Source organism: Streptomyces sp. ISL-100 (genome assembly GCF_018614615.1).
Classification (GTDB): Bacteria; Actinomycetota; Actinomycetes; order Streptomycetales; family Streptomycetaceae; genus Streptomyces.
The window spans coordinates 1-21,363 of sequence record NZ_JAGGOK010000040.1; the positions used below are offsets into that span (position 1 = coordinate 1).

Annotated in this window: 15 protein-coding genes and 1 pseudogene; 3 read left to right on the forward strand and 13 right to left on the reverse strand. The window is 69.2% G+C overall.

The window, feature by feature from the left end; translation table 11 throughout:
- Together J7E89_RS18190 and J7E89_RS18195 are read right to left on the reverse strand one after the other, a co-directional pair.
- Positions 1 to 427, reverse strand: a pseudogene (locus J7E89_RS18190) (transposase); the annotation flags it as partial.
- Positions 428 to 538: 111 nt separating this feature from the next.
- Positions 539 to 2,035 (reverse strand): ISL3 family transposase, encoded by a 1,497-nt coding sequence (locus J7E89_RS18195; RefSeq protein ID WP_214974752.1) that lies wholly within the window; start codon positions 2,033 to 2,035, stop codon positions 539 to 541.
- A gap of 39 nt (positions 2,036 to 2,074) precedes the next feature.
- Here J7E89_RS18195 and J7E89_RS18200 point away from each other — a divergent pair, with 39 nt between their 5' ends.
- Complete coding sequence (locus J7E89_RS18200) at positions 2,075 to 2,386, forward strand: Scr1 family TA system antitoxin-like transcriptional regulator (RefSeq protein WP_308315513.1); 312 nt, start codon at positions 2,075 to 2,077, stop codon at positions 2,384 to 2,386.
- A gap of 41 nt (positions 2,387 to 2,427) precedes the next feature.
- Here the strand turns inward: J7E89_RS18200 and J7E89_RS18205 are convergent, their stop codons facing one another.
- From J7E89_RS18205 to J7E89_RS40920, 7 genes are all read right to left on the reverse strand, one after another.
- Positions 2,428 to 3,669, reverse strand: a complete 1,242-nt coding sequence (locus J7E89_RS18205) for an IS256 family transposase (RefSeq protein ID WP_251060721.1) — start codon at positions 3,667 to 3,669, stop codon at positions 2,428 to 2,430.
- 314 nt (positions 3,670 to 3,983) lie between these two features.
- Positions 3,984 to 5,228, reverse strand: coding sequence for a Wadjet anti-phage system protein JetD domain-containing protein (locus J7E89_RS18210; RefSeq protein WP_214974756.1), 1,245 nt, complete (start codon positions 5,226 to 5,228; stop codon positions 3,984 to 3,986).
- A gap of 1 nt (position 5,229) precedes the next feature.
- Positions 5,230 to 8,649 carry an ATP-binding protein gene (locus J7E89_RS18215; protein ID WP_214974758.1) on the reverse strand — a complete coding sequence of 1,140 codons (3,420 nt, stop codon included), beginning with the start codon at positions 8,647 to 8,649 and terminating at the stop codon, positions 5,230 to 5,232.
- A complete protein-coding gene (locus J7E89_RS18220) occupies positions 8,646 to 9,263 on the reverse strand; it encodes a DUF4194 domain-containing protein (protein ID WP_214974760.1) in 618 nt (205 codons plus the stop codon). Before J7E89_RS18220 ends, J7E89_RS18215 begins: the two co-directional genes overlap by 4 nt.
- Entirely contained in the window at positions 9,260 to 10,735 is a 1,476-nt protein-coding gene (locus J7E89_RS18225) for a DUF3375 domain-containing protein (protein WP_214974762.1), read from the reverse strand. The genes J7E89_RS18220 and J7E89_RS18225 overlap by 4 nt, the downstream gene beginning before the upstream one ends.
- 310 nt (positions 10,736 to 11,045) lie before the next feature.
- On the reverse strand, positions 11,046 to 12,161 hold the full coding sequence (locus tag J7E89_RS18230) for an ATP-binding protein (RefSeq protein ID WP_214974764.1): 1,116 nt from the start codon (positions 12,159 to 12,161) through the stop codon (positions 11,046 to 11,048).
- Between the two features lie 87 nt (positions 12,162 to 12,248).
- Positions 12,249 to 13,253 (reverse strand): hypothetical protein, encoded by a 1,005-nt coding sequence (locus J7E89_RS40920; protein ID WP_251060719.1) that lies wholly within the window; start codon positions 13,251 to 13,253, stop codon positions 12,249 to 12,251.
- Positions 13,254 to 13,483: 230 nt separating this feature from the next.
- Between J7E89_RS40920 and J7E89_RS40925 the strand changes: the two genes are divergently transcribed.
- Positions 13,484 to 13,948: a hypothetical protein gene (locus J7E89_RS40925; RefSeq protein WP_251060720.1), complete on the forward strand. Its 465-nt coding sequence runs from the start codon at positions 13,484 to 13,486 to the stop codon at positions 13,946 to 13,948.
- A gap of 713 nt (positions 13,949 to 14,661) precedes the next feature.
- Here the strand turns inward: J7E89_RS40925 and J7E89_RS18240 are convergent.
- A complete protein-coding gene (locus J7E89_RS18240) occupies positions 14,662 to 15,420 on the reverse strand; it encodes a TnsA-like heteromeric transposase endonuclease subunit (RefSeq protein ID WP_308315514.1) in 759 nt (252 codons plus the stop codon).
- Positions 15,417 to 15,596 carry a hypothetical protein gene (locus tag J7E89_RS18245; RefSeq protein WP_214974766.1) on the reverse strand — a complete coding sequence of 60 codons (180 nt, stop codon included), beginning with the start codon at positions 15,594 to 15,596 and terminating at the stop codon, positions 15,417 to 15,419. The genes J7E89_RS18240 and J7E89_RS18245 overlap by 4 nt, the downstream gene beginning before the upstream one ends.
- A 372-nt stretch (positions 15,597 to 15,968) precedes the next feature.
- Here J7E89_RS18245 and J7E89_RS18250 point away from each other — a divergent pair, with 372 nt between their 5' ends.
- Complete coding sequence (locus tag J7E89_RS18250; protein WP_214974767.1) at positions 15,969 to 16,370, forward strand: hypothetical protein; 402 nt, start codon at positions 15,969 to 15,971, stop codon at positions 16,368 to 16,370.
- Positions 16,371 to 16,449: 79 nt separating this feature from the next.
- On the opposite strand, the gene J7E89_RS18255 is transcribed toward J7E89_RS18250, so the two are convergent.
- Complete coding sequence (locus J7E89_RS18255) at positions 16,450 to 19,653, reverse strand: SNF2-related protein (RefSeq protein ID WP_214974768.1); 3,204 nt, start codon at positions 19,651 to 19,653, stop codon at positions 16,450 to 16,452.
- A gap of 1 nt (position 19,654) precedes the next feature.
- Positions 19,655 to 21,241: a DUF262 domain-containing protein gene (locus tag J7E89_RS18260; protein WP_214974769.1), complete on the reverse strand. Its 1,587-nt coding sequence runs from the start codon at positions 21,239 to 21,241 to the stop codon at positions 19,655 to 19,657.
- Positions 21,242 to 21,363: the final 122 nt, after the last annotated feature.

A 21,363-nucleotide genomic window follows, 5' to 3' on the forward strand; every position in this document is an offset into this window, starting at 1 on the left:
CTTCCCACAGCTTCACGATCGGCGGATACTTCCGGCCCCACGTCTCCTGGAATTCCAGGAACCGTTCCATCGCCGCGTCCTCGTTCGGCGCGGTGTAGACCGGCCGCAGCGCCTTGGCGATTTTGTCCCAGTCCTGGCGGGCCGCGTAACGGAAGCTGTTCCGCAGCAGGTGAACGACGCAGGTTTGAACAATCGTGCGAGGCCAGACGGCCTCGACGGCGTCGGGTAAGCCCTTCAGCCCGTCGCAGACCAGCATCAGCACGTCGTCCAGGCCCCGGTTCTTCAGCTCGGTGAACACGTGCAGCCAGTACTTCGCGCCTTCGTCGCCGTCGCCGGCCCAGATCCCCAGGATGTCGCGGTGCCCCTCGGTGGTCACGGCCATCACGACGTAAATCGGCCGGTTCGCGACGGCACCGTCGCGGATCTTGGTTCTGTCGACGATCTTGTGATCCGGACGGTCCGGATCACAGGGCGAGCAGGACGCGTTTGCGAAGGAGATCGAGGCTGGCCCGGCCGAACATCTGGCGTTTGAGCATCTTCAGCCGGTTGATGGTGCCCTCGACGGCGCCGGACCTGTAGGGCAGGGACAGGCCGTTGCGGACGGCGTCGAGATCACGGCGGAGGTTGTGGCGAAGGACGCCAGCGGGGCCAGGGTGTCCTGTTCGGCTCCTGTGATCCAGTCCTCGAGGCGGTCGCCGTGGCGTCCGGTCATCATGGCGGCGAACTTCCTGACGTGCAGGGTGAGCCGGTCCAGGTCCGCATCGCGTTCGCGTAGGCGGTGCAGCTTGTCGGCGTTCTCGTCGCTGAGGTGTTCGGGGTGGGTCATGATCCACGAGGTGACCTCGCGGACCGAGGGAGGCTTGGGTCCCGCGACGGGCGCGTGTCCGCGCCCGGTTCGGTAGCTTCGAAGGTGACGTTGGACGGCCAACTCGCCTCCGGGGTAGCCGAGGTCCTGGATCTCGCGGTAGAGCTGTGGGGCGTTTCTGACACCTTCGTTCCAGCGTCGGTGCAGGTGACCGACGTACGGGTCGACGATGTGCGCCCGCTGAAGACTCTTGGCGACGACATCGCTGGCGGAGCGGGCGTCGACCAGCTTGCGGACGGTGGCCTGGTGCAGCCCGAGTTTCCGCCCGATCGCGGCCTTCGACATCCCTTGCGCCCACAGATCGTGGGCGGCGGCATGCTGCTCACGCAGCCGGGTCACGATCTTCAGCTCCCGCGGTGGCTGGACCACCTCGGGCTCCGCCTCCGGCCCTGCGAGGGTGTCGGCATCGCCGGGAGGCGGCTCGGCCAGGCGGGAGCGATGGGCGTTGACTGCCTTCTCGACGGCCTGTCCGAGGTTGGCCCACAGGTGATAGCGGTCGGCAACCTGCTCGGCCTGGGGCGCCCCGAGCCGTGCACCCTCGCCGTAACCACTCGAGCGGTCCCGGCAGATGACCTTCACCTCGGGGTGGTCGCGCAGCCAGGCGGCCAGGTCTTCGCCCTCGCGGCCGTTGAAGAGATGAAGCGGACGGTGGGTGGCTATGTCGATCAGGACCGTGCCGTAATGGCGTCCCTTGCGGAAGGCGAAGTCGTCCACGCCCAGCACTTCCACGTGGCCGACATCGGGTTCGGGCAAGGCTCTGACCAGCCGCAGCAGCATGTCCCTGCCCACGGAGATGCCGACCGCTGCCGCCAGGCGGGCTCCTGCCCGGCCGGCCAGGGCCAGGCCGATCTGCGTCAACACCCCACGCAGCAGCGGGGTATGGCGGCTGTGCGGGGTGGTCAGTCCCTCGATCTGCTCGGCGAACGTCACCGCCGAGCAGGCGGGATTCTCACAGCGGAAGCGGCGAATGCATAACTCGATCACGACTCCGAGCCCGCCCACGGCGACGTCACGCAGCCGGCGTACATACCGGCCGTGCACCCGTGCCGAGCCTTTGCCGCACCGGCAGGCCACGGTCGTCGCTCGCGCCCGCGCCCTGAGAACCACCTTGTCCGGCCGCCGCTCGACCTCCTCGATCAGCAACGCGGACAGGTGCGGAAACAGCTCCAAAAGCACATCACAAGAGCATGCGATGCATAATCGCGAACAGTGGGCACGACCCGCTCGACCGTCCGCATCACAAGATCAGCGCCAGACCCGGTTCTCCCCTACACCGTAGGTGCGCACCCGGGCCTGTCAGGACAGTTCTCCATCCTGCAGTTCACCCACAGCAGCCCCGCAGCAGGGGTGGTGTACCTGGACCGGTTCACCAGCGACCTCTACCTGTACAAACCATCCGACGTGCAGCACTACAGCGTGCTGTACGACCACCTCCAGGCCCGGGCTCTCGACCCTGGCAGCAGCCGCGCCTTCATCACCGACGTCACCAAGATGCACATCGACGCGGCAAGCCGCCCCTGAGAGGGTCTGTAAAGCGAGCGGTGTAACTGGGGTTGGCTTGGCTAGAGTTGGCCGGCGGTGAGGCGGCCGTCGAAGGCCATGTCGAAGGCGTTCATTGCGCCCTTCCAACGCATGGTCCAGCGTTTGCGGCCGGCCCCGGTCGGGTCGAGGCTCATGACGGCCATGTAGACGCACTTGAGGGCGGCCTGTTCCGTGGGGAAATGTCCGCGGGCGCGGACGGCCTTGCGGATGCGGGCGTTGACGCTCTCGATGCTGTTCGTCGTGCACACAATCCGGCGTATTTCCGCATCAAACTGGAGGAAAGGCGTGAACTCGGCCCAACTGGACTCCCAGAGGCGGACGATCGCCGGATACTTCTTCCCCCAGACCTCGGCAAACTCCAGGAACCGCGTCGTGGCCGCGTCCTCGCTCGGCGCGGTGTAGACGGGCTTGAGCGCCTTCGCGACCTTCTCCCAGTCCTGGCGGGCCGCGTAACGAAACGACGCCCGCAGGAGGTGAACTACACACGTTTGCACCACAGTTCGCGGCCAGACCTCGCCGACCGCATCGGGCAGCCCCTTCAGGCCGTCGCAGACCAGCATCAGCACATCTTCAACGCCCCTGTTCTTGAGTTCCGAAAGCACTCGCAGCCAGTGTTTCGCGCCCTCGCCGCCGTCACCGGCCCACAGTCCGAGGATGTCGCGATGCCCCTCCGCGGTGACCGCCAACGCGACGTAGATCGGCCTGTTCGCTACTTGGCCATCGCGAATCTTGACGTTGATCGCGTCGATGAAGACGACCGGGTAGACGCGGTCCAGCGGCCGGTTGGACCATTCCGCCATGCCGTCCATCACCTTGTCGGTGATCGTGCTGATGGTCGTCTTGGACACGTTCGCGCCGTAGACCTCGGCCAGGTGCGCGGAGATCTCCCCGTGGGTGAGGCCCTTCGCGGAGAGCGAGAGCACCATCTCGTCGACGCCGGTCAGCCGGCGCTGCCGCTTCTTGACAATGGCCGGCTCGAAGGAGCCCTCCCGGTCGCGGGGAACGTCGATCTCGACCGGCCCGATATCGGTCAGCACGGTCTTGGAGCGGGTGCCGTTGCGAGAGTTGCCGCCGTCCTTGCCCGCCGGGTCGTGCTTGTCGTAGCCGAGATGGTCGGTGATCTCGCCCTCCAGGGCGGACTCCAGAACCGTCTTGGTCAGCTGCTGCAGCAGCCCGCCCTCGCCGGTCAGCTGCAGCCCCTTGCTCCGGGCCTGCTCGACGAGCTGGTCGATGAGCTTCTGCTCGACTGCCGCACTCTCCAGCGACGGTTCCGCCTGGTCGTCGACGGTTACGGACTCGGTCACGGTGTCAGTCACTTGATGTCTCTTCCATGATCATCAATTACACCGGTGAGCGTACAGACCCCCCTGAGACCAAGGGCGCTCTTGTGTGGTGCAGACGACCGGTGAGTGGGATGGGAACAGTGCACGGCCTCCAGGGGCCGGCCGCAGTGGTTGGCGGTCGGCCCCGAGCCGTGCCCCCCGCAGCCGGCGGCCGTCGCGGGATTTCCTATTCTTGTTGGGCTGTGGCCCGGACGAAGAGGAAGAGGTGACCGGCGCCTGAAAACCGTTTTGGCTCACGTCATTCCTGCGGGGCCGGGTGACCGTTCGTCGTGAGGCGGCTGTGGGGAGGAGCCGTGGAGGCCGGCCAGTGCTGTTTGGATGGCCAGGAAGCGTATCCGTTCTTGTTCCAGCCGTACGCCGTGCCCGAAGTCGTCGTCCACGAGGCTCTGGTAGAGGTCGGCTTCCTCGCTGGTCAGTGACGGCAGGTGTTCCCGGGTGGGGTTGGACTCCTTCACCCACTGGCCCCGGTGGGTTGTCAGTGTGGAGCGGTCCATCAGGATCGACTCTGTGTGGGGGAGGGCGCGGCGGAGTCGGTCGAGGATGGCGAAGCCGTGGGTGTCCAGGTCGCCCCAGTACACGAGGCGCTTGTCGTGGAGCCAGCGCAGTTCGGTGAGTTGGGTGACGGCGTAGCCGCCGCCGAGGATCACCATGCTGCCGGGCTGGGGAGGGAAGGCGAGGTAGGTGGTCTCGTTCTCGACGATGAAGACGGCTCTGATGCCGGGCGGGGATACGGTGAACTCATCGACGCGGACGGTCAGTTCGCTGAATCCGGCGACAGGGGCAGCGCCGAGGAGACGGAATCTGGCATAGGCGGGTTTGCCCAGAAAGCGGAAACGGGCCGTGAAGCTGGTCCGCGGCGCATCGGTGTCGATCCGGTCGGCGGGCAGGCAGTGCTCCAGCAGGGTGGTAAGGATGGCGCGGTGACCCTCGATGAACTTGGTGTCCACGCCCGGCACATCGATCTGCCGCAGATAGAGCGCCGGCCCCTGGTAGTCCAGGATCCAGCGGACGGTCTGGTGCAGGCGCTCCCAGTCCGCTTCGAGGTCCAGGACCTTCATGGGATGGGCGGTCATCCAGGCCGCGAGTTCAGGAGTGGCTACCCGGGCGGAGGCCAGCAGTGTCTGGAAGCGGCGGACGGTGCTGGTGACGCCGAGGAGGTCCCACAGCTGTTCGCGGTGGTCGATCCACGCCCGGTGAGGGAGGTTGTTGGTGCCGATGACGCGTCCTCCGACTCGCCGGTGCTCGATGCGCAGGAGCTGCTGCCCGGCGGTGCCCCAGGCGTGGACCCAGGTGCGGACGGTGTCGAAGTCGCGAGTCAGTTCGGAGGGCTTGGGGCCGCTCAGCGGGATGCAGAGCGGTTCGAAGGGGTGCTGCTCGGCGAGTGCGGTGAGGAAGTCGCCGCGCATCCAGCGTCTGCGCAGGCGGTCCGTGACGTCTGCGGGTGTGGTCCATGCCCGGCGGGCGGTCGGCGCTGCCATGTCAGTGCCCCCGGCCGGTGCCGGCGCCCTGCAGTGCGGACAGGGTGTGGGCGAGGTGCTCTTGGCGGTACTGCGTGATGGTCAGGGTCCGCAGGCGCGAGTCGTGGCCGTCGGGGTTGTCGACGAAGCCGACGGCGGACACGTACGGCTCGATGACGTGGATCTTCTGGAGCGGTGTGACGATGAGGAGTTGCAGGCCGAGCCGTTTGAAGAGGTCCAGGGCGAAGCGGGCGGAGTCCTCGGAGCCGCGGCCGAAGGCTTCGTCGATGACGACGAACCGGAAGGTCTTGGATCGGGCCGAGTTCCAGTCGAGTTTGAACTGGTAGGCGAGGGAGGCGGCCAGGATGGTGTAGGCGAGCTTCTCTTTCTGCCCGCCGGACTTGCCGCCGGAGTCGGAGTAGACCTCGTATTCGGTGTCGTCCTCGCGCCTGCGTTCACTGGCGCTGAAGACGAACCAGTAGCGCACGTCCGTGACGCGGCGGGTCCACGCACGGTCGGCCTCGGTGTGCCCTTCGCGCCCCTTGAAGCGTTCGATGAGACGGCGGACCTGGTGGAACTTCTCCTCGGAATAGGTGTCCGAGTGGTCGTCGGCCAGGGCGTCGTCCGTGCAGGCGCGCAGTTCGGTGATGAAGTCGCGGATCTCGACGTTGGGCGTGCGGTCGGTCTTCAGCGTGATGTAGCGGCCGGGGTTGTAGTCGATGCCGGCGAGGGATTCGTTGATGATGGCGACGCGTTCGCCGATCTGGTCGGCCTGGCTGGCCAGCTGCGCGTGGAAGCCCGCGATGTCACGGATGACGTTCGTCTTCAGATAGCTCTTGAACTGCTCCTGGAAGCGGGGCAGATCATCGGCGACCAGGCGCTGGTGCAGTTCCCGGTAGCCGCGGGCGGAGTTGACCGAGTCGTCCAGCTCGCCTGTCTCCACCGGGTACTCGCGGCGGAAGGCGCCCATCTTGGAGGCGATCGCCTGGCCGATGCGGCTCTGCTGGCCACTGAAGCGGTCCTTCGCCACGGTCAGCTCGCCGTGCACCCGGCTTTCTGCGGCAATGCACTCGCTCACCGTCCGGCAGGCCAGCCGTGCCTGGGCCAGGCGCTGCTCGATGGCGGGAAAGTGTGCGCGGGCCGCTGCGCAGTCCGGCTCATCCAGCAGGGCCCGGGCGGCGTCACGCTCACGCGTCGCGGCCTTGAGAGCCTCGCTCAGGCCGCCGATGGCAAGGTCTGCCTGCTCACGGTCGTCTTCCGCCTGGGCGATCTCCTTCGCGAGCACCTCCAGGCGGCGGGTGATCTGGTCCAGGTCCTCGGACGACTCCTCAAGGCGCCGCTTTTCCTCGGCCAGCGCCGTGATGCGGCTGACGGCCGAGGTCCAGTCGATCTCGTGGTAGTCGCGGGTGGCTGCGAGCCGCGCGAGGATCTGGCCGCGGGTGATGCTGGTGGTGTGGGCGGTTTCGAGGCCGTCTTTCCTCTTGCCGAGGTCTTTTTGTTCCCTTTGCGTGCGGCGGGCCTGGTCGAGGAGGGCGTCGATCTTCAGCTGGTTGGTCCAGCCCAGCACGTACGAGCTACGGTCGTCGATGCGGGTGGTGTCGTTCTTCTCGTGACGGCCCCGCGCCCCCTTGACCAGGCCCTGCGGAGTGATCGCCAGGTCGGCCCGTTTGAAGTCCGCCATCGTCTCGGCGCAGACGTGTCCGGCGCGGCGGTCCAGCTCGCCGGCCAGCCAGTGGGAGAACGGGGACTCGGCCTTGACCTCCAGTTTGGAGGCCAGGACAGGGGCTTCAGTGTGCTGCGGGCGCCGCACGGGGACGGCTTCGGGGACGCGGAAGTAGACGAGCCGGGCACCGAGGTGGTGCGCGTTGATCCACTCGGACACGGGGAAGTACAGGTCGTGCGGGATCAGCAGCGAGAGCGCGAAACCCCGCAGCAGCCGTTCCGCGGCGCCGACCCATGCCTGCTCGTCTGCCCGGACCTGGATCAGTTCGCCGGCGAACGGCAGTAGGCTCTCCTCGATCCCGAGTTCATGGCACAGGCGGGCGCGCAGATCCAGCTGCTTTTTGGGAATGTTGCTGCGCCGGGAGCGGAGGCTGATCAGCTCGTCGCCCAGTTCCGTCGCCTGGCGGCGCACGCGGTCGGCATCGACAGCGAGTGCGTTCAGGGCGTCCCGGGTCTCCTGCTGCACCGTGGTGGCGGCTTCCTGGGCGGTGGCGATTTCCTGGAGGCGTTCGGTGAACTGTTCTGCGCTGCTGACAGGGCTGAGCTTCACCTGACCCAGCAGACCGGCGTGGTCCTTGGCCCTGCGCTGACGGTCATCGCGGGCGAGCGATTCCCGTTCGATCTCCCTCTCCAGTTCACCGAGGCGAGCGCCGCCCATTCCCGCGCGCTGCAGCTCCAGCCGGCCCTGCTGCCCGTGAAGATCCTTCAGGCGGCCCTTCGCGGCCCCTTGGTCGTTCTCGTGGCGGTTCAGATCCCGCTCCAGCGTGAGACGGTCCGCCTCCAGCAGGGCGGACTTGCGCTGGGCGAAAAAGAACCGCAGGGCGCTCTGCTGCGCGACGGCCTCGTCGATGCTCCTGGCGAGGCCGTCGTGCTGGTCGCACTCCTGAAGCAGCGGCGTGAGGGCGTCGATCTGCGCGCGTGCGCGCTGCACCGACTCATACGTGGTGGTCAGGGCGTCGAAGTGCGCCACGATCGTCTCGGTCATCAAGGCCGCGTCGAAGGGCTCCAGCATGTGGCTGCGGACGAAGTCGTCCAGGCTGCCGACGGACTTCATGGACACCGTCTGGTGGAAGAGCTCCAGGGCCTGCTCGGACTCGATGCCCATGCGCCGCCGGAAGTCCTTGCTGTAGGCGGTAAACGACGGGTGCACCCGTACGCCGCTGCCGGTCAGCCGCTTCTTGAGGGACCTGACGTCGGTACCGAAGTCGGCGAAGTCGTCCGTGACGGACAGGGCCCGGTCCGCGGTGAGGAACAGACGCTCCGGCTGGGTGGCGTTGCCGTCGGCCATCCAGAAAACCTGCGCGAGAGTGACCGTCGCGTCGTAGCTGCGGTTGGTGAACACCCCCAGGACCACCGAGTAGGTGCCCGGTTGGCGCAGGGCGACCGGGCGCGTCGTGCCGGTGGCCTCGTTGCGTTCGGACTTGTAGTGGCCCAGGACGTAGGAGCGCAGGCTGCGTTCGCGGCTCTCCGCGCCGGCGGCCCGGTTGTAGGCGATGCGGTTCGCGGGCATGAACAAGGTGGTGACCGCGTCGACCAGGGTGGACTTTCCCGAGCCGATGTCACCGGTCAGCAGGGCGTTGGCGCCGCCGACCCCGAAGGTCCACACGCGCTGGTGAAAGGTGCCCCAGTTGTACACCTCCAGCCGCTCGAGCCGGTACCCGGCCAGGTCGAGATCGGGGGAGGCGTCGGTGGCGAACGGGCCGGGCTGAGCGGGGATCACTGCTGTCCTTCCGGGGTGGTGGGGGCCGCGTACCGGGCCAGGTTCGTTTCGAAGTCGGCGAGCCACTGGCCGTCGACATAGGCCTTGATGATCCGCTGCACCTCGTACAGCTGCTCCTGGTGCTTGGCGCGGCGCAGGAACTGCAGCTCCACGGCCTTCGTGATGTACGTGTCGATCTGGTCGACCAGACGCGCTTCATTGCTGCCGGTGGGCAGGAACATGCGGATCATTTCCACGATTTCGTCGCGGGTGATCATCAGCCGGGTCTCGCCGGAGCCGGCGTCGAACTCCGCCAGCCGCTTGCGCAGCAGCACGAGCAGCAGACTGACCGGGTACGACAGGGACCGGCGGGGCATCAGGCGCGGCGCAGCCAAGCGCGGGTCTGCGTTCTCGTCCTCGGGCTGGGACCGCAGGAACGCGTAGCCCTCGGCTTCGTCGATCACCACGGTCAGGCCCATGACGTCGACGTAGTCCTGGATACGGGCCCGCAGCTGGAGCAGCGCTTCCCAGGCCCGCTCATGCTGGTCCCGGAAGAGGGGTCCCTTGAGCAACTGGTTGACCGGCAAGGAGAGACTGCGGGCCTGCCGTGGCGTGGGCGGCACAGGCGTGGTCATGACTGCTCCTCCTTGTCCAAGGCCCAGGTGGCGCCGGAGATGGTGCGGGCGAACGCCGCCACGGGGGCTTGGACGACGTGCTGGACGCCGTCCGCGCCCATCCAGGTGATCTCTTCGCGGCGGCTGTCGTCGAAGACCACCGTGAAGCCGTCTCCGGACAGCGCGAGGTAGGCGACCAGTTCAGCGAGTCCCTGCTCAAGCGGGTTCTGGCGCACGAGGTCCGCCAGGGACACCTGCGCCTGCAGATCCAGCGCGCGCCGAACGGTCTCGACGAGCCGGGCCGGGTCCACATAGACCGCTTCGAACAACGCGTCGGCCGCGAACTCCTCATCCCCCACATGGATGTCGGTGCTGTCGATCGGCGTCCGGGTCACGGGCGCGTACAGCGGCCGTTCCATCGGCAGTGTGATGGCCGGCGCGGCGGCGTCGATCTCCAAGACCAGGTCCACGCCGGGCATATCACGGAGCATGACCGCGCGGGCCTCGATGCCGCTCATCAGCTCCATGACCCGGCGGTCCTCGGACCAGGCCCGGTCGTCGAGGAAACGCCGCAGCTGCTCGGAGAGCTGGCGGACGGTCGCCTGGGTGCGCTCGGCGGCATCCAGCCAGTCCCGGGGGATGCGCCGCATGCGGGGGTCGGGTTCGCCGATGGCGCCCATGGCTTCGGCTTGGGCCAGGAGCTTTTTGAACTCGTCCTGGCGGCGGTGGGAGAGCAGGAAGCCGTAGAACGCCTGGAAACTCCTGCCCTGGTCCGATTCGGCGATGCTCTCCCGGCTGGTGAGGATCTCGTCCAGAAGCTCGCCCTTGCTGCCATCCCATACGGCGATCTTCCGGCGCAGTTCGCGGTCCAGGTCGCGGAAATTGGCTTCGACCTCACGGAAGTCGGCGAGCAGTTCGTGTGCGGTGGCGGTCAGCTGCTGGTAGCGGTCCCGCAGACCGGAACTGTCGAGTACGTCCACGTCGCCGACCTCGGCCCGGGCGATCTCTTCGTCGATCTCCAGACGCCGACGCTTCAGTTCCTCGAGCCGGGCCTCGGGATCGGTCTCGGCCCCGAACGTCATCTGCCTCAGCAGGTCGAAGATGGTGTTGAGACGCGACTCGGTACCGATGAAGGACCGGGCCTGAAGCGATCGGATCCAGGCGATGGCCTTCTCCACCGCGGGGGTCGCGTCATAGTGCGGCTCGTCCGAGTCCGCCGGATAGTACTTGCGCAACCAGCCCGACTGAGGCCCCGACCAGTCGTCCAGATACGCCTTCGCGGACTTCGGAAACGCACCCTGGCCCAGACGCTCATTGAGCGCGAACAACTCGTCGTCCAGACGGTCGGCCAGCTCCACACCAGCGATCGAACGAACGCCCTGCTCGACGAAAACCTTGTTGAAGAAGCTCAGCATCAGCGCCGCGTTGTCCGCCCGCAGCAGCTTCCAGGCCGCATGGTGCCTGCGCAGCGCGACCAGTTCGTCGTAGTCCAAGCTCCCCACCCCAGATTCCCGCTCACGCGTGCGGGAAGTGCTCCCGTGCAGCGGCGCCCCTTCCTCTGTCATGCGCCACCGCACGCTGATGCTGACACATACGCAAAGGCTTCGATACCCACGACTGCACCGTAAAGCCCACCACTGACAATGGCGTTGCGTCGTGAGTCGGCCCCCCCACCGCGCTCACCCGTGCAGTGCTTGCCTGTCGCGGATAACTCGGCCGCCGTCGCCGACGGGTGGCCCAGAGGCTCAGCGGTCGCGCCGGCCTGGCCTGCTGTCGGTATCCGTGGGAGCGGCACGGGGCGGTTCAGCCGAGCTGGGCTGTGGCGGCGTCGATCTCTTTGAGGGTGATGTTTTCGCTGCCGCTGCGGATCGCGATGACGGCGGCGGTGGAGATGACGTAGGCGAGGGCTTTGAAGTAGCCGCCGGTGCGCCGGTGCAGTTCGACGGCGTGCTGGCTCAGGGCGTGTTCCTCCAGCCGGTACAGGCTCAGGTCTGCCTCGAAGCCCATCAGTACTTCCCGGAAGGTCTTCTGGTCCTCGGTGTCCAGGGGCAGGGGGTGCAGCCAGGTCACCGGCAGCAGCGCGCTGGGGGAGGGCGGGGCGGGCGCCGCCGGGCGGCCCGCCTGTTCGAGCCGTACCCGGTTCTCCTCGCTGACCCGGGTCAGGTCCCCGGCCAGGACACGGGCCTGGTGCAGGAGGTGGCTGGCGCCGGTGCCGCAGAAGACGAGCGAGATACCCAGCTTGTCGCGCAGGTAGTCGAAGTAGGGCAGCACGTTCGCCAGCTGGTGCGGCAAGGCGCGGTCGATGTCGTCGATGAGCAGCAGGCGGGTCTGCGCCGTTTCCAGGACGTAGTTGACCGGCAGGGTCAGGTCCTGGTGGCGGCGCATCTCCAGGACTTCGGCGAGGCTCTTCGGCTCGGGTTGGAGGCCCAGGTAGGAGGCGATCTCCCAGACCCAGTTCACCTTCTGTTCCGGGTCCGCGGGGGTGGTGATGTGCACCACCGGGATCGTGTTCTGGCGCCTGCCGCCCGTGCCGGCTTCGATCTCCTGCTGGGCGGCGCGTCCGGCCGCCCGCAGCAGGCAGGTCTTGCCGGTGCCGGCGGGCCCGTCGATGACATGGTCCATCAGGCCGTCACGGCGACCGCTGTTGTGGTGGACCGCCTCGACGACCGTCTCCTGCATGTGGGTCATCGCGTCGGTGGGCACCATCCGCAGATGCCGGTGGTAGGCGATGGACTGCTCGTCCTTGCGCCTGTCCGGGCCAGGACTGCTGCCCGCCCGCGTGGGCGGTTCCACTTTCTCGTCGACGAAGTGGTTCCAGCCGGTGAGTTGGAACAGCGGCAGAGGCCGCATCGGGGTGTCTTTGAGCTGCTGGCGCAGGCGTGCCTCGCGTTTGTCGCGCAGTTCCACGGTCGCTTTCATCGCACTGTCCTCTCGTGCCCGGTTCCCGGTTCTTTCCTTCCGCAAGGCCGGCTCCGGCGCGAAGACCACGCCCTGCGGCCTCGTCGTTCACGGCTCCATGCCCTCGGGCGCCTCCCACACGTCGATGACGTCCTCGCCGTCCTCATAGCTGTCGTCGCCGTCCGTGACGGAGTCGAGGTCGTCGAGGAGTTCGGCGTCGACGACCTCGTGCGCCTCGGCCGGTGTTCCGGTTGCGGAGGCGTCCGGCGGGCCGTCGGTGACGTCGGCGGGGACGAAGAGGGCCGCGAGCGGGTGCGGAGCCTGCCCGCCTTCCGGCTCCCCGCCCGTCTCCGCACCTGCGGGCAGGGCCGCAGGTGCGGGCGGGGGCGCCATGGGGGAGATGGGCAGCGCCGGGCGGGGCCGCAGGGTCGACAGGTCGAACTCCTCCAGGCCCGCGTAGGGGTCCTGGGATGGTTGTTCGGTCTCCAACTCCAGTCCCTGGAAAGGCGGTTCGGCTCCGGTGCGCTTCGGCGGCGGCCTGCGACTGCGGCGTCGCCGGTCGCGCTGCGCCAGGGCCAGGGCGATCGCTTCCTCGTCCTGCTCGCTGCCGCCGGCCGCGCGGTGCCGCTCGGCGTGCTCCTGCCACATGTCCGCGGTCCACGGGTCGGTGAGCAGGTGCCGCAGCCGGAAATCGCACGTCACCCAGGTGGCCGCCGTGTGGTCATACAGCCACACCCGCTCGGGACGGTAGGGGTTGAAGCGGCATTCCCACCGGTCCGCTCGGCCGGGCAGCTTCGAGCCGCCGCGCAGGAGGATCTCGCGGTAGTGCCCGGCATCCTGCGTGACGGGTTGATAGGTCCGATAGTCGATCATGAAGCCGCCCTTGCCGGGGATGACCGACTGCGGCAGCAGGAAGGAGCGGTTCTGGGCGGGGGAGAGCGGCACGGGCCGGTAGCCGCTGCGGGCGACCTGGACGGCGTACATGTCGTTGGGGGACAGCACGATGCCGGGCCGGAAGGGGTCGCGCAGCCCCGCATCGGGGGTCTGCTGGTACTCCAGCGCCACCCATTCCTGGGCCATCTGCTGGAGCTCGGCGATCGTAAACAGCGGCATCCGGTCGATGCCGCGGCCGCGTTTTTTGTGGCTGCGGCCCTGCCAGCCGTGCCGCACGTACTGGCTGAAGCGGTGCGCGAGGGTGATGAAGAAGTGCTCGACGAGCGGCTTGTCGGCCGGGGTCTTCTTGCGTGCCGGACGGCGGGCGATGCGCAGCCGGTCGCAGACCCTCGGTGAAATGCTCGCTCACATAAGGGCTGCCCTGGTCGTAGACGATCAGTTCGGGGCGGATGACCGGGCGGGCTGCCGTGGCCTCGGTGAACCGCTCGTCCGCCGCCCGCAGCGCCCCGAACGGCAGGCTGGAGGCGGCGGCCGCGCTCAGCGGGTCCCAGCCGGGCATCACCGGCCAGGGCGCGAAGGCCTGCGCCAGCATCAGGGTCAGGTCGATCGCCCGGGTCGCTTGGCCGGGCCGTCCGCTCTCGGCGTCCTGGGGGCGGCTGGGTGTGATCATCAGTGCGCACATGCTGTGGTTGGCCACATCGATGAGCGCGGTCATCTCCGTGGCGGTGGGCCGGCCGTCGTCACCGCGGGCGAGGATCCGCAGCGGCGTGGTGTCGACCTGGGTCACCTGTCCCGGCCGCAGGACGGCCTCGCGTCCGCCGTGGGGGAGGGGCGGGGTGGAGGCCAGGGCGGCACGGGCCCGCGTCGGCTGTCCCAGGGCCTCGGCCAGGCCGGACTCCTTCATCCGCAGGTAGAAGGTGGAACGGGAGGGCAGCAGGGCCGCCACGGCAGCCGGATCGTCGAGTTCGGCGGTGTACCGCGAGTGCAGCAGGTCCTCGACCTCCTCGCGGATCAGGTCGATGGTCACGTCCGACTCGTGTGCGCGCCGCGCCACCACCTCGCGCATGGCGGCCAGGCACCGCGGGTCGGTGAAGCCCCCCCGGCCGTCTGTCCCGCGTCCCGGGCAGCAGGACGGCAGGGTTCTCCCCGGCCGCTTTCCACTTGCGCCGCTTGTCGGCGAGGGTGTGGGCGGAGCAGCGGATGCCGTCGGCGGCCAGCCGCGCCGACATCGCGGCGCACCGCTGGGCCAGCGTCGTTCCCGGCCCGAATCCCCGCTCATGCTCGCTTCGGCCCGGTGCCAGACCGGTGTCGATCTCCACCATGCGCGCCTGCCACAGCGCGGCCTCTTCCTCCCGGCCCTCCTGCCGCCCCCACCCGTCAAGGGCCGCACCGTCTGCGGCTGGTGCCGCATCGGCGCTGAGGACAGCGAAGTCTTCCGCGCCCACCAGCCATCGGTACGACACCGCCCGGGGCGCCTCCACACCGTCCTGCGGCAGCAGGGTGACCTGCGGCCCCTGCCACGCCACCACCTCCCACTCGCGCTCCTGCCAGCGCACCCGCGCCCCGATGGACAGCGACTCCGAAAGCCGGCCCTCACCTGTTCCCGCCATGTGCCCCCTCCGGTCCTTCAGGCTGTCCAGGCCACGGCATCGGGCAGCAGCGGCTGTGCGACGTCGAACAGCAGCTGCCGCTGCCAGAGCATCCGGTAGGCGAGGTCCAGTCCCGTCAGCTCGTCCAGCCCGCTCGCCGCCACCCCCGCCCGCAGACCCGCCGGCTGCCTGAACGCCTCAAGCAGCGCCCGCCCCTGGCCGTCCTCGTCGCCCACGGGGAACCGGTAGCCGGCCAGCCATCCCAGATTGCGCCCGCGCAGTCCCGACGGCTCACGCACCTGCCGCACCCGCCACCCGGCCGCCCGCGCCACCTCCTCAAGTACTTGAAGCCTCACCGCGGGCAGGCTCTCCTGACCAGGCGGCTTCAGCACCAGCACCTCACGTACACCATCGGCCGTGCGTGCCAGGAAATCCGGGCGCCACCGCCGAAGGCGGCCTCCCGCCCGCCACCGCAGTTCCACCGGGCCGGCACTGAACGCTGCCCAGGCCGGATCGAAGTCCAGCTCCACTGCCAGCCGCCACTGCCGCAGGCTGCCGCACACCACGGTCTGCTCCCGGGTCGCCACCGGCCAGTAGGTGATAATGCCCTTGCGGCCCCGATAGGGCACCGGCTCGCTCACCGGCCCGAACTCCTCCAGCACCACGCCCCGAAGCCCGGCCGCGCTGCACAAACGCACCGGCCCGTACGGCTCGCGGTACAGAGCCACGACCTCCTGCCCCGCGCCCGGCACCGCCTCGCCTTTCAGCAGGTCGCCAGGGGCCTCCACCGCGCTCACGCGGCCCACCCCCTGCCGCGCCGCCGCATGGCCCCGCACACCTGTCTGCCCTGCAGCTCCTCCAGCTCCAGTCGCTGACCGTGCGCCAGCCGGCCGACGAAACCGCCCGCCGCCGACTGCCCCCACGGGCAGCGGTTGACGGCGGCCGGACAGCCAAGCTCCCGCCACCTGTTCACCCACCCCCTGCCTCCTACCGGCGATGACCGCTGCCGCAGCAGCCCGGCATCCCCATGCTGCTCCGCGCCGTGCCGCGAGAACTTCCCCGCCCACCGGATACGCCCGAAAGGGTGAACAAGTTGGCGATAAGGAAAACCGGGCACCCCCTTCCCGTGCGGACCATGAGGTCCCCAGGTCGCGCCGAGCCGAAAGTGGAACGCCTACCGCAGGCTGCTCGAGGGCCTCGCTCAGCGCTGTCCCGCGCCCTCCTGCGGCGTGCCTACGGCCCAGTTGGCATCGCACCCCTCGCAGCCAGCTCCGGCGCCGTAAGCGCTGCGGCGGCTCCGCGTACGGCTCCACGGGCTCAGGACGCATCACGCACGCCGGCGTCGGTGACGCGGCGCCCGGAGCGGCAGAATGCACCCTCGCTCGCTGCCGATTCGGGGTTTTCGAACGGGCAGCTGGCGGTGCTGGACGGGGACGGCACGGCGTTCTGCCCGGGCGGGACACTGTTGGAGTGCCCGGCTGCCACGATCCCGCAGCTGGCCGACTGGGCACTGCGGGAGTCCAGGCTCCGTGCCGAGAGGCTGCACCGCTGGGGCAAGGACTCCGATCCACTGATCGTCCTCACCGCTCAGGCCGCCGCCCGCTTCGGCCTGTCCCCTGCCCTGGAGGACCGCCGCGCGCTGCGCCTGGCCGACGGCCACCCGGCGGTGCGTCAGATCGCCGGCGCGAAGTGTAAGTTGATCCGCCGCAGCTTAGGCCCCTGGGCCCGCATCCACCGGCCCGCCTAAGACGGCAGACGCCAGTGTGTCCAGCTCGCCGTTCTGCCCTGTGGCGCGCGAGAGGCGACTGCACTTCACTCTGCTTGGTTCAGCTGTTGGCTGCTTGGGGTCCTGTACCGGGGCGGCTGTTGCGGTGGGGCAGGAGTATCCAGGCGGCGAGCTGGATGCGTTCGCTGGCGGGGTCGTCGGTGATGCCGTGTGCGGTGGCGACCTGCTGGCGGGCATAGTCGAGGAGCTCCCACACGAGGTGGAGCTCGGCGGGGGCGACGTGCGGTGCGGCTGCGAGAAGGGTGCCCTGCTGGGGGCAGGCGTTGAGCCATGGTTCGAGATCGAGGTGGGCCTCTGCGAGGCAGCGCGCGGAGTCCAGGGTGATGGCCTGGTAGCGGGGGTGCCCGTGGACGCGGGCGAAGGCGGTGATGCGCCGCTGGTCGGGTGGCTGGGTGACGGTGAAGCAGTAGATGACGCCAGGGATGTCGAAGTGGCCGGGGTGGATGGCCCCGCACCACAGCGGCAGGCGGTCGAGGGCTTCTTTGATGCGGGGTTCGCGCAGGGCGCGGGCGAGCCAGACTCGTTGGTGCTCGGCCAGCGGGAGGCGGCCTCGGCGGGCTTGGGGGTGGTCGAGGTGGTCGACCAGGTCGACGAAGTTGCGGGGTTCGACCGGGGCGCCGGGCAGCAGCTCGCTGGGTGTTCCCACACACGCGGCGGCGACGCGGGTCTTGGCCATGAGCCGGTCCACCAGGCGCAGGACGAGGTCGAGTCCGACGTCGGGAAGGACGGTGTAGGACGTCACCTGCGGGTGGGGGGAGCCGAGACGGTCGATGCGGCCCAGCCGTTGTTCGAGGATCTTCGGGTTCCACGGCAGGTCGTAGTGGATAACGACGCCGGCCTGCTGGAGGTTGACGCCTTCGGCGAGCATGTCGGTCGTGATCAGCAGATCGTAGAGGTCTTCGGGGATCTCGGCGCCGATCTCCCCGCTCAGGTCGGCGGCGGTCAGCGGCGCGAAGTGCCCCAGCACGGCGGCGATGTGCGCCTTGGAGGGAATCTCGGCGTCGCCGAGACTGGCGATGCGGCCCTGGAAGACATCCAGCGGCCCGCCTGCCGCAGCGGCTGCCCCAAGGCGCAGTGCCAGGTCTGTGGTGGTGACGCGGGAGCTGGCGAACAGCACGGTCTTCACCGGCGCCAGCCCGGCACCGAGCCGGCTCAAGAGCCCGGTGATGACGCCGGGCTTGGGATCGTCGGACACGGCTGCGGCGGCCGCACGGGCGAGCTGCTCCAGCACCGCGAGGTCGGCGCGCATCGTGTCGGTGGCGAAGTCGGCAGCCGGGCGGTAGCGGAAGTCCCTGCCTGGCGCCTGAAGGCCGGGCAGGGGGCGGTCACCGCCGAGGTAGTGGTCGACGAGCGTGTTGTAGTCCAGCTCCTCACCGTCCTCGGCGCCCTGCCCGGTGGGGGAGTCCAGCAGCTGGCGGATCTGCTTCCTGAGCCGGACAGGCACGTAGACACGCACTCGGCCCTGGTCGAGTTCGCCGAGGGCGGTGCTGGTGCGCTCGGCCATGTGTGAGGCGGTGGCGGCGAACGCGGCGACGGATGATTCGATGCGCTTGAGCAGGCCCATGCGCAGCAGGCCGAGCAGCAGGGGCAGCCAGCGAGGCTCGTCGGCACCGACGCGCAGATAGGTGGTCGCCTTGTAGGCCGCCAGCCGCAGGGTGCTGACTTGTGGCGTCGGCCCGCGCAGCTTTTGCAGGTCGGTGAGCTGCTCCTCGGACAGCACGTTGTCGTGGCCGACCGCGTCCAGCACGTCGCCGAACAGGACCCGGATCGAGGGCGGCAGGCTGTAGCGCACCGGCACCTGCCGCACCGCAGGGAACTTCAGCAGGCGCGCCTCGCGGGCGTAGGCCTGGACGACGAAGGGCCGGGTACGCCGCACCATCAGCCGGTCCAGTTCGGTGTGCAGTTGCGCCAGGTCCCGCTCGCCCAGCACATCGGCGTGCTCGCACAGCTCCTCCAGCTCGTCGAAGGGCAGACGGGCCTGCTGCACGGGATCGTCCGAGCCCTCCCGCAACGGCGCGGCGATTTTCAGGAGTTCGGACAGATCACGGCCCCGGTTCTGCACCGGGGTCGCGGACAGCATCAGGATCTTCGGCCGCACGGGCTGCCGGGCGAGCAGCTGAGTGAGCGCCCACCGCCAGGTGTTGCTGTTGCGCAGGCAGTGAGCCTCGTCCAGTACCACCAGACCGTAAGGGCGCCAGCCACTGTCGTCGCCCCGCCGGACCAGGCGTCGCACCCGCAGAAGAAGCTGCGGATAGCTGAGCACGTGGACGCCGTCCAGCTGCCACTCGCCCAGCCGCCGTCGCCACACAGACTGCTTGATGTGAGCCGGGCACACCACCAGCACCGGCCCCACCCCGGCCAGGATCAGGCGGCGGATCACCTCCCCAGCCATGTAGGTCTTGCCCAGACCGACCTCGTCGGCCAGCAGCGCGCCCCCGTAGCGGTCCATCACCGCCAGCGCCTTGGCGACCCCGTCGCGCTGGAACGTCTTCAGAGACAAAGGCGAAGGTGCGGCATTGACCTCGTCACCGAAGCGGGCCAGCAGCATCCGCAGATACACCAGTCCGGCCGGATACGGGCACAGCCGCTCATCGATCAGCGCGGCCAGATCGTAGGCGACGCCCTGCTGCCAGAACTTCTCCGCCACCGCCCAGACAGCCCGGCTCTGTCGGGCCGTCTGGGCGGCGAGACCGAGTTCTCCGCTGGTGCACAGCCCCGGCAGGGTCAGGTTGAACGAGCCCGCCACGGCCCGGCACCGGCCCGAGGCCGTCCTCTCCACGAGCGCCTTGGCGTGCAGGAAACGGTGCTCCCAGCGCCGGCATTCCACCAGCGGATGGTGCAGCCACTGCCGGATCTCATACAGCCGCCAGGCGCTGGCCGCGCTGGTGGGCACACCGTTGAGCTCGGCCCGCAGCGCCTGCTCGCTCTGCCCCAGGGCCTGAGCCACCCTCCTGCGGTCGGCCGGATCCCCTGCGGGCTCGATCAGCGCGGCCCGCCCGGTCGGCTCCGCGCCGATCAGCAGCCGCACCCGTGTGCCGGCCTCGACAACACGCCGCAGCGCGGGCACCAGAAGCTCCAGGCCGCGGAAGCTGACGTACCCGGCCGCCAGGGTCAGACACCCGCCGTCCCGCTCCGCCTCGCGCAGCCAGCCGGTCAGCAGCCCAGCGATACTGTGCCCGTCCTCGTTGGCGTACAACCCGGCCTGTTGCCACCGCGGACCGTCCGGCGGGGTGACAGAGGGCATGTCAGACCCCTTCTCCCTGGGCGGCCAGCGGCCCGATGGCATCGAGGAAGGCGTTGACAGCATCCGTCATGGCCTGCGCCCGTAGCTTCAGCTGTTGCTCTACCGGCACGGCCACCGCCCCGCCGATCGGAGGCGCCAGCTGGTGCGCGGCCAGGATGCCCGGCGGCACATCCAGATCTTCGAACACGGTCCGGTTCCACCCGCCACCGGCCTGGATGCGCTCCGCGCTGGCGTCGCCCAGCAGCGCCCAGGCCGCCAGGCTGAGCTGTTTGCGGGTGCCGGGCCACAGTAGCCGCGGCCGGATCCGCGGATCGGGAAAGACCACGGCCGGGTCGGCCAGGTCGACCACCGGACCGCAGATGCGGCGCGCACATGCCATCGCATACAGCGTGCCTGCCGCGCCCAGCAGCTGCCGCTTGGACGCCCACGGACTGGTCAGCTCCTCGGCCCGCAGGCGGGGAATGGGCCCGGGAACGGTCTGTCCGGCCAGCAGCGCGGCGGCCTCCTCGAAGGACGCACAGGCCACGATGCCCTGGACGTCCTGGCGCGGGCGTGAGGGCCGGGAGCCGCCGGGGGAGAACTGGCCTGCGGCGGCATGGGCCAGCCACTGCCAGGTGAACGGGGAAGCGGCCGCTTGGGGGAAACGGTCGAACAGGGCACACAGCACACGCACTACGGCAGGCGACCACAGCACGGCGTCGCTGGTGATGCCATGGCGGTGGAGGAAGGCGATGACCTGGGTGACGGACTGCTGGGTCCGTTCCATGGCCCGGCTCACCGCATCGCGCTGCGCCCACCGCCCCTGGGCCCGGCGGGCCTCGCGCGGCAGGAAGTCCTGCAGGACCAGGCTGAGCTGATGACGATCGAGCGAGTGGGCGAAGCCAGCGGTGCGGGCTGCCTGCACGAGCGCGTCGACATGGTCACGCTGCAATTCCTCGAAGGCGATGCTCAGGCTGCACAAGGAGCGCTCCTCGGGCTTGAGCGAAGGGTTGCGGCGAATGAAGTTCTCCGCGGCATCGACCCACTCGGCCGCCAGCCACTCCACCGGCAGCACATAGCGCAGCAGCCCGGCCCGCAGCTCCAGCGCCTTCTCCACCAGCGCATCGGTGGGGGAGAGGCCGGCCTCCTCCAGCAGTGAGCGCACCTCACCCCCGGCGACCAGGTCGGCGAGGCGGACGTGCCGCGCACGGCCTGCCTGGTGCGCACGGAACTGGACGCAGCCGGTGGCGGTGAAGCGCACCGCCACCTCCAGGGCCGGCCCGTCTATGTCGCTCCAGCGCTCCTCGGGCATCCAGGCCGGGCGCCGTCCGAAGGCCCCCACGTAGGACGTGCCGCGCTGCTGGCCGTCCAGAATCCACCAGCGCGGGCGCCCCGCCAGCGTCTGGTAGCGGCCGGCGGCGGGCCGGTGACCCACAGGCGGCTCCCAGATCAGCATGGATCCGACCCGGTAGCCCCGGTACAGGGAGTCGATCAGTCGCACGGAGAAGGCGGGCCGGATGCACAAGGCGCGCTGCATCGGAGGAAGGTCGTACGCCCCGCCCTCGGCCTCGTCGAGAAACCGTCTCAGTTCAATGCCTGTGTCCCTCACCTCGCACCTCCAGAGATAGAAAATGTGACAAAAGGGACGGTAGTGGGAGGGCCTGACAATCCATGACGGACACGGCGGCCGTCTCTGTGGCCAGCTGCTTCGTGTGACGACGCAGCACAGTT